General features: G+C 49.8%; 12 protein-coding genes and 1 pseudogene. 5 read left to right on the top strand and 8 right to left on the bottom strand.

The features are described 5' to 3' along the window. Positions 1-465: 465 nt before the first annotated feature. From mqnE to IM638_20315, 4 genes are all read right to left on the bottom strand, one after another. Entirely contained in the window at positions 466-1662 is a 1197-nt protein-coding gene (gene mqnE, locus IM638_20330; GenBank protein MCA6365390.1) for an aminofutalosine synthase MqnE, read from the bottom strand. A 163-nt stretch (positions 1663-1825) separates the two neighbouring features. After that, positions 1826-3058, bottom strand: a complete 1233-nt coding sequence (locus IM638_20325; GenBank protein ID MCA6365389.1) for a T9SS type A sorting domain-containing protein — start codon at positions 3056-3058, stop codon at positions 1826-1828. Between the two features lie 135 nt (positions 3059-3193). Then, on the bottom strand, positions 3194-4441 hold the full coding sequence (locus IM638_20320) for a T9SS type A sorting domain-containing protein (protein MCA6365388.1): 1248 nt from the start codon (positions 4439-4441) through the stop codon (positions 3194-3196). Positions 4442-4636: 195 nt separating this feature from the next. Next, the gene (locus IM638_20315) at positions 4637-6835 is read right to left on the bottom strand and encodes a T9SS type A sorting domain-containing protein (GenBank protein MCA6365387.1); all 2199 of its coding nucleotides are present in this window, start codon (positions 6833-6835) and stop codon (positions 4637-4639) included. 162 nt (positions 6836-6997) lie between these two features. Here IM638_20315 and IM638_20310 point away from each other — a divergent pair, with 162 nt between their 5' ends. Further along, complete coding sequence (locus IM638_20310; GenBank protein ID MCA6365386.1) at positions 6998-7690, top strand: response regulator transcription factor; 693 nt, start codon at positions 6998-7000, stop codon at positions 7688-7690. A 25-nt stretch (positions 7691-7715) separates the two neighbouring features. Here IM638_20310 and IM638_20305 read toward each other — a convergent pair whose 3' ends face one another. Together IM638_20305 and IM638_20300 are read right to left on the bottom strand one after the other, a co-directional pair. Further along, on the bottom strand, positions 7716-7994 hold the full coding sequence (locus IM638_20305) for a hypothetical protein (GenBank protein ID MCA6365385.1): 279 nt from the start codon (positions 7992-7994) through the stop codon (positions 7716-7718). A gap of 4 nt (positions 7995-7998) precedes the next feature. Next, the gene (locus tag IM638_20300) at positions 7999-8568 is read right to left on the bottom strand and encodes a sigma-70 family RNA polymerase sigma factor (GenBank protein ID MCA6365384.1); all 570 of its coding nucleotides are present in this window, start codon (positions 8566-8568) and stop codon (positions 7999-8001) included. Positions 8569-8802: 234 nt separating this feature from the next. On the opposite strand from IM638_20300, the gene IM638_20295 reads away from it, so the two are divergent. Continuing rightward, positions 8803-11121, top strand: a complete 2319-nt coding sequence (locus tag IM638_20295) for a hypothetical protein (GenBank protein ID MCA6365383.1) — start codon at positions 8803-8805, stop codon at positions 11119-11121. A gap of 69 nt (positions 11122-11190) precedes the next feature. On the opposite strand, the gene dnaB is transcribed toward IM638_20295, so the two are convergent. Then, positions 11191-12771: a replicative DNA helicase gene (gene dnaB, locus IM638_20290; GenBank protein MCA6365382.1), complete on the bottom strand. Its 1581-nt coding sequence runs from the start codon at positions 12769-12771 to the stop codon at positions 11191-11193. Positions 12772-13014: 243 nt separating this feature from the next. Here dnaB and hpt point away from each other — a divergent pair, with 243 nt between their 5' ends. Further along, complete coding sequence (gene hpt / locus IM638_20285) at positions 13015-13554, top strand: hypoxanthine phosphoribosyltransferase (GenBank protein MCA6365381.1); 540 nt, start codon at positions 13015-13017, stop codon at positions 13552-13554. A gap of 27 nt (positions 13555-13581) precedes the next feature. Beyond that, complete coding sequence (locus IM638_20280; protein MCA6365380.1) at positions 13582-13845, top strand: hypothetical protein; 264 nt, start codon at positions 13582-13584, stop codon at positions 13843-13845. 22 nt (positions 13846-13867) lie between these two features. On the opposite strand, the gene IM638_20275 is transcribed toward IM638_20280, so the two are convergent. Further along, complete coding sequence (locus tag IM638_20275) at positions 13868-14581, bottom strand: diphthine--ammonia ligase (protein ID MCA6365379.1); 714 nt, start codon at positions 14579-14581, stop codon at positions 13868-13870. Between the two features lie 151 nt (positions 14582-14732). On the opposite strand from IM638_20275, the pseudogene IM638_20270 reads away from it, so the two are divergent. Then, positions 14733-15305, top strand: a pseudogene (locus IM638_20270) (adenylate kinase). Positions 15306-15516: the final 211 nt, after the last annotated feature.

Raw genomic sequence — 15516 nt, 5'->3', positions numbered from 1 at the left:
TTCACCTCCGGCGACGCATTCCGGTTTCATTTTGAGGTGAAGATTGAGGCGGGCGACGAAGGAAAACCGGAGTTTATTTTTATAAATGAGGATTTTCCTGAGGAGCCCAACGAAAAGATTCACCTCAAAATGGAACCGGCTAAAAACAGGAAACCCTGATACGCTTTAACCCCAGTAGCGTATCAGGGTATATTTTCCTGGTGTGCGAAGACCAAAATCTTCTAAACCCTTGAAGTTGTTCTACAGGACCCCTCTGTGAACAGTGTGAGATAAGATTTATAGCTGAACCATCTCTGGGTGTCACACGATACAAATGTATCACTGCACCCCCCTAAACAAAACTTGTTTCGTACCTGTTATGGACATTCATTTCCGATTTCTGTTTTTATAAACGATTGTTTATTAATTGATTGTAAAATATTTTTCGGACAATGATTTTTCTTTGTTTTGCCGGATTAATACGATTTAATTCAGTAACGGAGCTCCGTTTTGGGCGGGTGAATTTGTAGTAAAGTCGAAATTTAAGTAATCCTGCACCACATTGTAGAGTGTATCGCGCTCTACCGGGTGGCGTTTTACATCTTTTATAAGCTTAACAAGTTCTTCGGTGCTGAGTTTGGGCGACTGCTCTTCGGAACCGGCCATGGTGTATATTTTGGTGGAATCGTCTATTGTACCATCGATATCATCTACCCCAAACGACAAGGCCAGTTGTGTGGTGGTGCGGCCGATCATGGGCCAGTAGGCTTTTACATGTGCAAAATTGTCGAGATAAATGCGCGAAACGGCGTAGTTTTTCAGGTCTTCAATTACCGATACTTCGGCAATGTGCGACATCTGATTGTCTTTGTTGCGGAACTTGAGCGGAATAAAGGTATTGAAGCCGCCGGTTCGGTCCTGCAGTTGTCTGAGGCGTTCCATGTGATCAATGCGGTGCGCATAATTTTCAACATGGCCGTAGAGCATGGTGGCGTTTGAGGGTATGCCGAGTTTATGCGCCGCTTCATGGATGTAAAGCCATTCTGCCGACGAGCATTTATCTTCGGAAATAATGGCACGCACCTGTTCATCGAAAATTTCGGCGCCGCCGCCGGGCAATGAATCAAGGCCGTGGTCTTTGAGGTATTGCAAGCCTTCTTCCACGGTTTTTTTGGCCTTACGGAACATGTAGTAAAGTTCCACAGCGGTAAAAGCCTTGATGTGCAAATCGGGCCTGATATTTTTCACTTCTTTAAGCAGGCCGGCAAAAAAGTCGAGCCCCATTTTCGGGTGTACGCCGCCCACAATATGCACTTCGGTAATCGGCTTTCCGTCGTAATTGCGTACTAACTGCAACATTTCGGGTACGGAAAGTTCCCAGGCACCCTCTTTTTGCTTGAGCAGGCGCGAGTAGGAGCAGAACTTGCAATCATACACGCAGATGTTTGTGGGCTCGATATGGAAGTTGCGGTTGAAATAGGTGTAGTCGCCATGGCGTTTCTGGCGGATGTGGTTGGCCAGCGATCCAACAAAGGCCAGATCGGCATCTGTGTAAAGCAATTCGCCTTCGGCAGGGGTAATACGCTCACCGTCTAGCACCTTGCGGGCAATTTGTTTCAGCTTGGGCGAATAGGTGGTGGCTTCGAGTAAATCAGCCACTGCGGAAGGACGGGCAATTTGCATCATAAAAACATTCGCAGAAAACATGGTTGCCTGCTGCGCATGCAAAGTTACAAAGCCTTTGGGCTGCGTGTGCTTAAAATTGATGCATATACAGGTAATTGTCATAAAAAAGGCTGCTCCGGTTTCCCGAAGCAGCCTTAGCAAGCAGCCAATAAGTGCGTATTTATTCGCGAATCAGTTTCAGCACCGTGTTGCCGCCGGCTGTGCGTAAGCGAATAAAGTACACGCCTGTTTCAAATGTGCTGAGGTCGAGCATAATCCGCTGTTCGTTGAGTGCGGGCTGGTTTTGTTGCCACACAAGCTGCCCGCTTGCAGTGTACATATCAATGCTTAGTACATCGCCATAGCCTTGCGGAATTTCAATTGCAGCGGTTTGTTGCGCCGGATTGGGAAACAATGCAGGCATAGGTTGCAAGTCCTGCTGCGATGTGCCGGTAATCTGACAAACAGTTGAAGTAAGCAAGCCGGCACGTACCGAGTTAATGGTGGCCCACATGCGCGCTTTCTGCCCCTGTGTAAACATGTACATGCAGGCATCATCGCTGTAGTCCATGTAATTCATCCACATAATACCCGGCGCAGCAGGTGAGCATGCATCGGTGAGCACGGTGTTTACAGCCTGACAGCCAAAAGTATTATCGGCCTGATTGGGTGTGTCGGCTACATTATCAGTACCCGTGCAGGCGCCTCCATCATCGCCCCAGATATGTTGCAGCCCCAGCCAGTGGCCTACTTCGTGAGTGGCAGTACGGCCCAGATCATAAGGTGCTGATGCTCCTGTTTGGCCAATATAATTGTGCATAATCACCACACCGTCTTCCGTAGCCGGGCTGCCCGGAGGTGCTGCAAAACCAAGCACGCTGTTGTTGCATTGTACCACCCAGATATTCAGGTAATTGTTCGGATTCCATCCCGGTGCTGTGGTGAAAATATTGCTGAATGTGCAAAGGCTCGCATTGGTCTGATAATATTCATAACCATTTGTCCAACCGCCCTGCGGGTTTACATGTGCGAGGCAGAACTGAATATCCGTATTACCGCTTATAGGTTGCCACACCGCCGGCGTATTTCCATAGTCGCTGTTGTAGCCGCCAAAATCTTCATTAAGCACATCAAGCTGCTCAATAAGCCTTAGCGGAGCCACATTGCCCTGTGCATTGTTGTACACCACATGAAAAATAACAGGAATTACAATGGTTGTGCGTGTATTACCTGCATCGGGATGTTGTTCAAGCCAGCGTGTAATGCGGTTTTCTGCATCCGCATAATTTTGCTGTGTTTGTACATCGGTATGTTGTGCTGCAAATTCGTTTGTGTGGCAACGTATAGCGGGCTGCTGGGCAAACGCTGCAGTACTAAATGCTAGTACTATGGCTATGGTAAGGAAGTGTTTCATGCACTTAATTTAGTTCGAAATTCTATAGCTGCCTAAACATATTGTGAGATAAATCTGGTTATTCACCCGGTTAACTTTCAAAAAAAAAGACTGTTTCCATTCACGGAAACAGTCTTTTTTTAACAGTTTGGTTCGTTATTGAATAACCACTTTGCGGTTTGTTTTCTCACCGCCGTAGCTGATTTCAATTGCATACACACCTGCAGCCACATCGCTCAGGTCGAGCACAATGCGTGAATCGCTGAGGGTGGCGTAACGTGCGGTAAGCACAGCCTGTCCAACGGTATTATATACAACCACATCTACGTCTGTGGCATTATTACCGTTGAAATCAACGGTTACTTCACCGTTTGAAGGAGAAGGATATACGCTGATTGCGTGGAGTACATTGAGTTCTTCGATACCCACAGGTGTGCAGGAATTTGAAGTTAACAGGCTTGAACGTGAGCCGTTGAGCACACTCCACATACGGGTTTTCTGGCCGGTTGTGAACATATACATGCAGGCATCATCGGTGTAGTCCATGTAGTTGAGCCACATTACACCGGGTGCAGTCGCTGTGCAGTTGTCGGTAACAGACTGGCCTACATTGAAGCAGCCGTAGTTTTCGCCACCCTGATTCGGAGTGTCAGACACCTGATCAGATCCGGAGCAGGCACCGCCGTCATCGCCCCAGATGTGGTAGAGGCCCAGCCAGTGACCCACTTCGTGGGTAGCGGTGCGTCCTTTATTGTAAGGAGCCGAAGCACCGGTTTTGCCAGTGTAACGGTAGTCGAGAACAACCCCGTCAGTAGCCGCCGGTCCGCCGGGAAACTGAGCGTAGCCCAGAATGCCGCCACCCAGATCGCATACCCAGATATTCAGGTATTTGGTACGATCCCAAACGTTTACACCACCGGTAGAAGCCGACTTTACATCATCAGAAAAAATATCGAAGCTGGATACCGTTGTAGAAACGCGGTTGATGCCGTCGGTCCAGGTGTTGCTGGGTGTACGTTTGGCGAGACAAAACTGAATTTCACAGTCGGCAGCCAGACTCTGCCAGGCGGAGGGCACGTTTACCCGGTCGGCATTGAGTTTGCGGTAATCTTCATTGAGTACCTGAAGCTGTTCGAGAATGCGGTTTGAAGAAATGTTTTCAGAGGCATTTTCATACACCACGTGAAAAATCACGGGAATAGTAACTACAGCGCGTGTTGGCTGGCTGTTGTTGTTTGCAAAATGCTCAGCAGCACGATTGATTTCGGCTTCGTTATCAGCCATTTCAGGATGCTGGGCAAGCTGGTGCTGGTGGTACTCATGGCTGCTGCAACGCTGTGGTGTTTGTGCCTGAAGTGAAGCACACAGGCCCACAGACAAGAGTGGAAGTAAAACTTTCTTCATTTAGGAATGAATGAGGATGATTGATTGTGTTGGTCTGATTCGTTAGGGCAATTTATGCCTCTGGTCTGGAACGAAGCTAAGGTTTTTTTTTAATCTGCTAAAGGCATAAAACGTTATAGAGGCAGGATAAAAGGATTTTCAAAAACGAAAACCCGACTTTTCAGCCGGGTTTTCAATTTATGCGGAAAAATTAGATTAGTGCGTAATAATCAGTCGTTTGGTACTTACAGCCTCACCAGCACGGATCTGTACAAAGTACATGCCTTCGGGCTGCGTGGCGAGGTCGAAATTGAACTGACCACCGTAGGTATTGCCTGCTTCGGTGTACTCAACCACCTGACCAAGTGCGTTGGTAATGGTGATTTGCAGACGCTCCTGCTGGGGCAACGAAATGTTGAGTGTTACCAGCCCGTTTGTGGGGTTGGGGAAGAGGGTAAACATACCGCCCAGATCAGCTGAATTGATGCCGGTGGTGTTGGTGATGTTGATATCATCAATGTACAGGTTGTTTTCATAATCGTTGATGTTTATGAAACGGAACTGTGCATTTTGAGCCGAAGCATAGGGAACAAGTGCCACGGTTTCCAGACGCCACTGGTTGGCAGTGGGAACGAAAGCGTTTGAACTGAAGTTGGGCGTTGCTGTGGTAAGTGCAGTGCCGAACTTGTTGTAAATGGTGGTCCAGGTAGCCCCGCAGTCGGTAGAAATCTGAACGCGGAGTGTATCCGAATAGTTCGGGTTGGAAGCCGGATCGGTGTAAAGCTGGTAGGCCACTTCGAAAGTAAGTACCGGGTTGTTTACCGACGACAGATTTACTGCCGGAAGTACAAAGATGTCAAGCTCACCGGTGCCCGCATAGTTGTTGTTGTCGATAAACATAGACGCTACGCCGGTTTTGGCAGCGGCAGTGCTGCGTACCCAGGTGGTGGCCGCATCAGAATTGATTACGCTGTGGCCGGCAGGGGGGAAGGTGGTTGACTCAAATCCCTGTGTGTAGGGCAGATTTTGTCCTGCTCCCTGCACGGTAAAGGTGGCTGAGGTCTGGTCGTTTGAGGTGTTGCCGTCGGTATTCCCGTTGGGGCTTGTGGTGGCTGTGGTAAAGGTGTGTGTACCGTTGGTAGTGGTTACCGTGGGCAGTGTTACGTTTACCTGAGCACCGCTGGCCAGCGAGCCGGTCCAGTTAAAGTTGGTAAATGCAGCAGCATCCACACGATACTGAATGGTTACAGAAGTTAATGTGGCTGAACCAAAGTTTTTGAGTGTCACCACAGGCTGGAACGAGGTAGAGCAGATATTGCCGTTGGGCGTAATGATGGAGAGCATACCGGCATCATTGGCAAAAGTTTGCGACGAACCACAGCCCTGTGAGTTCTGCAGGCTGGCGCGGGGACCACTCATACAGGCCTGAACGCGGGCTTTCTGGCCGTTGGTAAACATGTACATACAGGCATCGTCGGTATAGTCCATGTAGTTCTGCCACATGTAACCCGGTGAGCTGGTGGCGCAGTTGTCGGTAAGTACGGTGCCCGGGTTGTAGCATCCGCCGGTAGCATCGGCCTGGTTGGGTGTGTCGGAAACCTGGTCGCTGCCATTGCATGCGCCGCCATCATCGCCCCAAATGTGGTACAGGTTAAGGTAGTGGCCCACTTCGTGTGTGGCGGTGCGGCCCTTGTCGAAAGGAGGCTGCGCGCCGGTGGCGGTGGTACCGGTGTAGCGGTAGTTAAGCACTACGCCATCGGTATTGGCCGGGCCGCCCGGAAACTGAGCATAGCCAAGCAGCGATGAGCCAAGGTCGCACACCCATACATTAAGGTATGAACCGGCAGGCCATGCGTCTTTACCACCTGATGAGTTGAATTTTACGTTGTCGTTGGTGTTGAATGAGCCTACCGTGGTTTGTGTGCGGGTAATGCCGGTGGTCGGGTTGCCCTGCGGGTCAATCGTGGCAAGGCAGAAGTTGATTTCGCAGTCGGCTGCAATGCTTTGCCAAACAGAGGGCACGTTAGAGGCATCGGCGTTCAGTTTGCGGAAATCTTCATTCAGCACCTGAAGCTGCGCGTTGAGTGCAGCAGTAGAAATGTTTTCGGTAGCATTCTGATATACTACGTGAAATACCACCGGAATGGTGTACACCACACGCTGGTTGGGATTATACTGGTTTTGTATAAAGTTCTGGGTGCGGATTTCTTCCTGCTGCATGCGTGATGCAAGTGAAGGATCGTTTGCCATCAGCATGTTAAGATGTTCCATGCTGCCGCAGCTGCGGTGGCCGGGAGCATGCTCTGCCGATTCATGTGCATGTGCCGGTTTGCCCGGTTTGTGAACGTGCTGTGCCTGCAAAGGTGATGCGGCAAGCAGGGCGACACCCGCAAAGGTGAGGAGTCGTTTTGTCATGGTCGTACAATTTGTTTTTCGTGTATCTCGGTGTTGAGAGTTGCAATTTCAGCATTCTTTGCCAACTGGTCAAGTGGTGTCGGTAGAATGTGCTAATTTGTCGGCAGATTGCTGTTTTTTGAGAACAATTGGCACGTGGAATATGTTTTGCAACTTTGCGGCATGAACCGACGCATATTGCTTGCCGAAGATGAGGAGCATCTGTTAAAGACCATCAGGCTTAATCTTGAGCTCGAAGGATATGACGTGCTGGCGGTAATTGACGGTTCCAGTGCGGTGCGGGCATTTGAACCCGGCGGCTTCGATCTGGTTATTCTTGATGTGATGCTGCCGCTCATGAACGGTTTTGAAATTTGTGAAGCCATCAGGAAGCTGGATACGGCCGTGCCGGTGCTTTTTTTAACCGCCAAAGCAGCCGGCGAAGACAAAGTGCAGGGACTGCGTATCGGTGCCGACGACTATCTCACCAAGCCGTTTCACCTTGAGGAGTTTCTGCTTCGTGTACAGAATCTTGTAAAACGATCGAACCGGCAAAGCGGCGCAGTTTCTCCTTCCTCTCAGTTTACTTTCGGACAAAACCGGATCGACTTTGCCACCTACGAAGCTTCCGGCAACGGAAAAAACTGGCCTCTCACCAAACGCGAAGCAGAGCTGCTCCGCCTGCTTATCAGTAAAAAAGGCGAAGTGGTATCACGCGATCTGATTCTTGAAACGCTCTGGAACGACGATGCCCTGCCCACCGCACGTACCATTGATAATTATATACTCAACTACCGGAAATACTTTGAGGAAAATCCGCGCAATCCGCGCCATTTTCATTCGGTGCGCGGTGTAGGGTATAAATTTACCGAGTAACTGCAGGCCCGATTTACGCATCTGCTCAGGGCAATCCCTTTGTCTGCGCGGAGTCTTTTTTCAGCGTATCCTTCAGATTGTTTTTCTCTTTCGCATCATCCCCGCCGAATTCAATTACCAGCCATACACAAAGCAGCACCAGCAGCAGCGAAAGAAACACCTTTCGGTAGCGATACAGCGGCGTGCGGTACAACGGATGCGTCATACGCTCGTAGTTCTGCATTACCCGCGAGAAATCTTTCTTGCGGTTAATGCGATCCTCGCCGGGCTCGTTCGGGTTGATATGGAACGAATACTTTGTCATTGCTTTACCATCCGCCCGAGCGGATGAGTTGTTTCTTTAATTTATCGAGAATGCGGTAGGTGCGCACTTTGGCATTGGTTTCGTTCATTCCGCAGATCTGTCCTACTTCTGCAAAGGAACGTTTTTCGAAGAAACGTAGTTCAATAAGCTGCATGTCTTCGGGTTTAAGCCAGGCTAATGCACGCATCAGCAACCTGCGGCGCTCGTCAGAATCCGTTTCGCCCGACTCGGTGATGATGGCTGCAAGATCGGTTTGCTGAAGACTTACGTGGCGTTCGCGTTTTGTTTTGCGGAAGTAAAGATTTACTTCATTAAGCGCAATGCGAAACAGAAAAGCCGAAAACGGAACGCCACGATACTGATATTTAGGCAAAGCCAGCATGGCCTTTAAAAAGGTATTGGCTACAATATCATCGGCTGCCGCATCATCGCCCGCACGGCGGAATACAAATACAAACACCGGCCGGTAATATTTCTCATACAGCACCGCAAAACGGGCCGGATCGGCCTTTGCTGCCTCCACCTGCGCATGTTCCTCGCGCAAATCCCCGCTCGTTTTATGGTGTGTATTCACGTAAGCTGCCTGCTGTTTGCTATCCTAATTCAGCAAAGCGCCGAAAGGTACACCTTCAGCCGAAATTTTTTTTGCCACATATATTAAATAAGCTGCCAGTTGAAAATGGGGCCGGTTTTTCGTGTGCAAAAACGCTTACGGCCGCGACTTATTGTATATGGAATTTTTTGCCAGCTCCTGTATCGTTTCTGCGTCTTGTCGTTATGATTACATAACACATTAATCCCATTAGTCATGCGAAATCTCCCTTTTTATTCCTTGCTTGTGGTATTGAGCCTTTCAACCGGAATGGCTGCTCAGTCTGAAACACGTTTACCGGCGGTTTCAGAATTTGTGCTCAATGATAATGCTTCGGTAAACCGTGTGGCGGCAAAGTCGTGTACCTCGCTGCGTGTAGGCGGAAGTATCGACGAAACACATCTTCACAAACTGTTCACTGCGGTGGTAGCGGTCGATTCGGTGTTTATCGACGGGCTTTCGATTGTGCAGCTGCCGGCTTCGGTTGAAAAATTGCGAGCAAAGCATATCCGCATTGCCCGTTGCGAAAAGCTCGATCTGGCTTCAGCCTGCAGCCGTATCAGCAGGATGCCGGAGTTGAAAAGCGCAGTATTTACGGTGCCCGCACTCAGCGAGTTTCCTGCATCGGTGCGCGGGCTGAGGCATCTTGAAAAACTGAGTTTTGTGAATACAGATATTTCGCTGGCCGACGGGTATGCCTTAAATCATAACATGCCCGGTGCGCTTTATTCCGAAAGCAGCACCACGCTCGGCTTCCGTTCGGCCGAACAGGGTGCAGCGCCGCTCGAACTTACCTACGGCAGCTACAACAGCGAAATAAGCGCCCTGCACCTTTCGCAGCTTACCGATTATTTTCAGGGTGTACCGGGCGCTGCTACAAAACTTGCTTCGCGCACGGGTAAAAATGTGTTCCGCTACCTGCATCCGCTGGTGAAAAAGCCAATTGCCAATACCGATGTGGCAAGCAATTTCTACACCTTCAACGCCGAAAAAGGTGCACGTGTTTCCTATCCCAGCGGCACAAAAATTTATATCCCGGCCAATGCCTTTGTCGATAAACAGGGGCGCACCGTTACCGGCGAAGTTACCATCAGCTACCGCGAATTCCGCGATGCAGCTGATATTATTGCAAGCGGCATTCCTATGAAATATGATTCTGCCGGACAAACTTCCGACTTCGAATCGGCCGGTATGTTTGAACTTGTTGCAGCGGCTCAGGGCAGCGAAGTAAATGTGGCACCCGGCAAAAATATACAAATGCAATTTGCCGTTACACAGCCCGAAAGCAGTTATAATTTTTACCGCCTGGATGAACAAAAAGGATGGACATTTGAAGGAAAACCGGGGCCGGTAATTGATAATAACGGACAGGCAATTTCAGCATCCACTTCTTCTGATGAAAAAACACCGGCCGTAGAAAAGTACCTGAGTTTGCTTATTGATGAGGAATACATCGAAAACCCGGATACCACACCTTTTCAGCAGCGTTTCGAATCGCTCAGATATAAACATACCAGAGAAATCCCCTTTCGTGAGCCAGATAAAAATACGCTGAGAAGAAACCGGATCATTAAACTTCATCGCGTAAGTGGTTCACGAAATTACACCTGCTTTCAGCTTGGTGTTAAAGATTATGAACGTTTCCCGGAACTCAAGGCATATTCAGGGATTGTTTGGATGATGAATGAAAAATTAAGCGCGAAGGAATTTAAGGAACGGTACGGAAAAAAGTTTTCGTTTTTTGATATTCAGGTTACCGGTGGTCATGGTGGATATGTATTGCGGTTGAAACATTTTTATGGCATTGTGGAAATACCTGTAACCGCCTTTCATAAAAAAGACAAATCGTTAGAAAAAATTAGTTCGGTAAATATGCACATGCGGGATATTCGCTACAGTGCACGAAGGACGTTCAGGGAAAATCAATTCAATAAAGATTTGATGAGAGATAAGCGGGACTATCTGAAACAACTGCATAAAAAATCACTGAAATTTCTGAGTGCCTGGAAAAAAGCCCGTCCTCTGATGGATGAGCAGGAAAAAAGTATGGGAATAAATGAGTGGAAAGAATATGTGGAAAATGAACTCGAGCGCGAGCGCGAACAATCAATGACCGGGTCTGCGTTAACGAATGAAAATTTGCGCCGGGCACTGTCGCTTAGTAATACGGGGATTTTTAACTGCGACCAGATTTTACGGCTGGCAAACCCGGTAAAGGTGCTTGTGACAGCCAAAAATGTGCTGGGTAAAGTGTTTCCGGCCATCATCGCATACGTTATTAGCAAGGGTAAAAATATGGCCTTAACTTTTCCGGCAACGAGCGCCGACAAAGGCATTATGCTCAATTTTTCTCAATCTGATTCCACCAAAATTGTACTCATTGATGCTGCCGGTCGTGTGGCTGTCATTCACGGACCCACGGTGGGGCATAACAACAATTTCAAAGACGGATCAACCTGCGAATACACGGCGGAAGAATTTGGAGAAGAGCCTCCTCCGATGGCTGAATTACGAAAAATTCTATCGTGGAACTGATAGTTATTCAACAAGAATCCCGCTCTGAGTTTGGAGCGGGATTCTTGTTTTAGTCAATAAGATGAACCATTAAAACGGATCTTCTTCAATATCGTTCAGCTTGGAGCCGCGAATAATTGAACCGCCGCCGTTATTACCGAAGTTGCTGAAATCGTCAGACGGGCCCATGCCGGCGCTGGCGTTGTAGGTGCCGCCGCTCTGGCTGTCGCCGCCCATGTAGCCGCCGTTGTCGAGGCCGCCGTCGAGGTCGCAGAATTTGGCAAGGCGGTCGATGAAGCGCAGATTTACACTGCCCACGGCGCCGTTACGGTGCTTGGCGATGATGATTTCGGCCACACCCTGTGTGCTGTTGCCTTCGGCATCCTGCGTAAAGCCGTAGTATTCGGGGCGGTGGATGAACATTACCATGTCGGCGTCCTGTTCAATAGCGCCCGATTCGCGAAGGTCGGAAAGCTGCGGGCGTTTGTCGCCGCCGCGGGTTTCTACGGCACGGCTAAGCTGCGAGAGGGCAATTACCGGCACGTTCAGTTCTTTGGCAATGGACTTGAGCGAGCGCGAGATGGTTGAGATTTCCTGTTCGCGGTTGCCCTGGCTTTTCTCGCCGCCGGCTGTCATGAGCTGAAGGTAATCGACGATAATCATCTGAATATCGTGCTGGGCTTTGAGGCGGCGGCATTTGGCGCGCATCTCAAAGATGGAGAGCGCCGGTGTATCGTCGATAAAAATAGGCGCTTCGGAAAGCTTGCCGATTTTTACGTGAAGCTGCTGGAATTCGTGTTCTTCAAGCTGGCCTTTTTTCAGCTTTTCGGCCGAGAGTTCAGCTTCGGCCGAAATGAGACGCTGCACCAGCTGCACAGAAGCCATCTCGAGCGAGAACACGGCAATGGGGCGCTCAAACTCTACAGCGGCATTGCGTGCCAGTGTAAGTACGAAAGCGGTTTTACCCATAGCCGGACGAGCCGCAAGGATCACAAGGTCACTGGGCTGCCAGCCGGAAGTCATGCGGTCGAGATCGGTAAAGCCGCTGGGCACGCCGGTTACGCCTGATTTCTGGTTACGGGCGGTTTCAATTTGTTTGAGCGCCTGTGAGATGAGCGAACTCATCTTGTCGTAGTTCTTGCGGATGTTGCCTTCTACAACGGAAAACAGATTGCGTTCGGCCGAGTCGAGCAGGTCAAACACGTCGGCCGTGTCTTCGTAGGCATCGCGGATGGTGTCGCTCGAAATGCGGATGAGTTCGCGCTGGATGTATTTCTGCGCAATGATGCGGGCGTGAAACTCTACGTTGGCCGCCGAAGCCACACGGTTGGTGAGTTGTGAAATGTAGTAGGCTCCGCCCACAATTTCGAGCTCGCCGGTGCGCTTGAGTTCCTGCGTAACGGTGAGAATGTCAATTGGCTCGGAACGCTGAAACAGGTTCTGAATGGCGCCGAATACGCGGCCATGTGCTTCCTTGTAAAAGCTCTTGGGCTGAAGAATATCAATTACAGCCGTGAGCGCATCTTTCTCAAGCATGAGCGCACCGAGCACGGCTTCTTCAAGCTCCACAGCCTGCGGCGGCAGTTTGCCTATTTCATAGAGCTGCTGCGACACCTGCGAAAGCGAGGCGGGGCGGCGGCCGGTATTGCGTTTTTCGTCTGTCTTGCTCATATCGGGTCAACGGCTTCGGTGGGGCGAATTTTTCGAAAGGGCATCAAAAGTAGAAAATAGAATGCAGCCCCCCGCAGTTTTATTTCTACATATAAATAACGGGCTTTTTAACAGGATCTGTTAGTATTGCATCAGGCTAATTATGAACAGTTTCGCCCTGCTTTGAATGCCAGCCGGTTAGTTTATGCACAATCCGGAAACCGGCCAAAAATCGTACCTTTGCACCACTTTTATCCGATTTGTATGAATTCCATCCGTCTGGCCGATAAAACCTTTGTTCCTTACATTGCCGAGCAGCGATTGCTCGAATCCATTTCGGCCCTGGCCGAGCGCATGAACCGCGACTACGAAGGCCGCCACCCGCTTTTTCTGGTGGTGCTCAACGGCGCTTTTCTCTTTGCGGCCGATCTGCTGCGCGAAATCCGTATCGACTGTGAAGTGTCGTTTGTAAAACTGGCTTCCTACCACGGCACCAGCTCTACCGGTAAAATGAAAGAACTCATCGGCCTGAACGAAAGCCTCGCCGGCCGCGCCGTGATTATTGTGGAAGACATTGTGGACACTGGTTTTACCATTGAAACACTGGTGGCCAAAGTAAAAGAGCAGGGCGCTGCCGATGTGAAAGTGGCTACACTGCTTTTCAAACCCGAAGCCTACGCAAAAGAGGTGCCTATTGATTATATCGGACTCGAAATTCCCGAAGCCTTTATTGTAGGTTACGGGCTTGATTACAATGGGCTGGGCCGCAACCTGCGGAATATTTATGTGGTGAAGGAAGACTGATGTGTTTTTCCTTAATGAATACAGTCCATGCACACACCCTGTTTCGCCCTCGGACTGTTTGAAGCAACACTCTATCTCTTACTTGTAATCGTGCTGCTTGCCATGATTGGTTCGGGTGTGTTTCTGGTTATTCAGACTTTCCGCAAATCAGACAGTACGGAAAGCAACGTGCTCAAACGATTTTTTACGGAGTGGTGGCGTCCTTTGGGTTTACTGGCCGGACTTTTTATACTTTTTATTCTGAGTTATGCGCTGTGGTTTACGTTGATCTGGTGTGATTTTATTTTGTAATTGTTTCGCGCTGATTTACATCTTAACCCTCCACCACATCGGCATACCAGAATCCTTTTGTAATCTTTCCCAGCCTGTCGGGCTGCTGCAACGCGGCATCAAGCGGCTGGTAAATTTTTCCGGCCACTTTCACCTGCACGGGTTTATTGTAAATTGGCCCTGCAAAGCAGAAGCTGTGGTATTCGCCGTTTTCGCCGCAGGGATCCACATCGGGCGGAAGTGAAGACACAAAATCGGCATCGAGTAACGCCCCTGCGTCGTTCTCACTCAAATAGGCATCGTTCACGCAGCATATTACCGACTGAAATCCATTGCCGGTAAATTCCTTCACCAGCTTTGCGGTATCCTCTTTCCACAGCGGAAACACGGCATTCATACCCACTGCAGCCAGTTTTTCTTCGCGGTATTTGCGAAGATCTTCCAGAAAAATATCACCAAAAATTACCGTATTAATTCCCGCAGCTTTGGCCTGTGACAGCGCCTCGTGCATTTGCCTTTCATATCCGGCATTGCTGGCTTCATACACATACACTTTTTTCAACGGAATGCCGGTGGCGGCAGCCTGCGCATCGAGCAGACTTTCGGGTATGCCGTGCATCGAAACACGCTGCAGATTGCCGTTTACTGTGGTAAGCAAAAAGCAAACCTCATACATACCTTGCTGCAAAACCCTGTGCAGGCACAGGGCCGAATCCTTGCCGCCGCTCCACGAGAAAATGGCTTTGATTTTTTCCATGCGATAATTCTGCGCAAATGTGCTGCTTTCCCCGCAAGCGGCCAAACATGCCCCAATTACTGACACCTGTCATATTGACGAAAAAAATACGAGGCGGAAAGCATTGGCAACACTGAAAAACACGAACTTAGCTGCCTATCTACAACTCAACATGCGCAACATTATCATTTTTGGCCCCCCCGGTGCCGGCAAAGGCACTCAGTCTGAAAAACTTTCTGCAAAGTACAATCTCGTTCACCTCTCTACGGGGGACATTCTCCGCGCCGAGCGCAAGGCAGGCACGCCGCTGGGTGCACAGGCGCAGGACTTCATCAACAAAGGTTTGCTTGTGCCCGACGAACTGGTGGCCGGTGTGCTTGAAAACGAAATGAACAAACACCCCGAAGCGGCCGGCTTTATTTTCGACGGCTTTCCGCGCAACACCGCGCAGGTGCCCATGCTCGATGCCATGCTCGAACGCCGTGGCGCCAAACTCGATATGGTAGTGGCGCTCGAAGTAGATGACAATGATGAACTCGTGCGCCGCATTGTAAACCGCGCCGTACTCTCCGGCCGTGCCGATGATCAGGACCCGGCTGTGGTGGGAAACCGCCTCAATGTGTATCACGAAGAAACCTCGCCTGTAATTGGCGTTTATAAAAGCCGAAGCCAGTACACCGGCGTGTATGGCATGAACAACATTGAACAGGTGTTCGATGATTTGTGTATGCTCATTGATAATATCGGCCGCAAAGAAATGGCTCCGGCTGCACCCAAAGTCACAAAACCTGCCGCGAAGAAAGCCGCGAAGCCCGCAGCCAAGAAAGCCACAAAACCTGCCGCGAAGAAAGCCGCGAAACCCGCAGCCAAGAAAGCCACAAAACCTGCCGCGAAGAAAGCCGCGAAACCCGCAGCCAAGAAAGCCACAAAACCCGCCGCGAAGAACGCCGCAAAGC

The organism is Bacteroidota bacterium (genome assembly GCA_020402865.1).
GTDB lineage: Bacteria > Bacteroidota > Bacteroidia > Palsa-965 > Palsa-965.
Note: the sequence above shows the minus strand (reverse complement) of the source record. Positions and strands in the feature narration are given on the sequence as shown.

Bases quoted from the DNA above. Each gene is read 5' to 3' on its own strand.
- hpt (MCA6365381.1), top strand. From the start codon at position 13,015: ATGAATTCCATCCGTCTGGCCGATAAAACCTTTGTTCCTTACATTGCC.
- mqnE (MCA6365390.1), bottom strand. From the start codon at position 1,662: ATGCAAATTGCCCGTCCTTCCGCAGTGGCTGATTTACTCGAAGCCACC.
- IM638_20295 (MCA6365383.1), top strand. From the start codon at position 8,803: ATGCGAAATCTCCCTTTTTATTCCTTGCTTGTGGTATTGAGCCTTTCA.
- IM638_20280 (MCA6365380.1), top strand. From the start codon at position 13,582: ATGCACACACCCTGTTTCGCCCTCGGACTGTTTGAAGCAACACTCTAT.
- IM638_20310 (MCA6365386.1), top strand. From the start codon at position 6,998: ATGAACCGACGCATATTGCTTGCCGAAGATGAGGAGCATCTGTTAAAG.
- IM638_20325 (MCA6365389.1), bottom strand. From the start codon at position 3,058: ATGAAACACTTCCTTACCATAGCCATAGTACTAGCATTTAGTACTGCA.
- IM638_20305 (MCA6365385.1), bottom strand. From the start codon at position 7,994: ATGACAAAGTATTCGTTCCATATCAACCCGAACGAGCCCGGCGAGGAT.
- IM638_20320 (MCA6365388.1), bottom strand. From the start codon at position 4,441: ATGAAGAAAGTTTTACTTCCACTCTTGTCTGTGGGCCTGTGTGCTTCA.
- IM638_20275 (MCA6365379.1), bottom strand. From the start codon at position 14,581: ATGGAAAAAATCAAAGCCATTTTCTCGTGGAGCGGCGGCAAGGATTCG.
- IM638_20315 (MCA6365387.1), bottom strand. From the start codon at position 6,835: ATGACAAAACGACTCCTCACCTTTGCGGGTGTCGCCCTGCTTGCCGCA.
- dnaB (MCA6365382.1), bottom strand. From the start codon at position 12,771: ATGAGCAAGACAGACGAAAAACGCAATACCGGCCGCCGCCCCGCCTCG.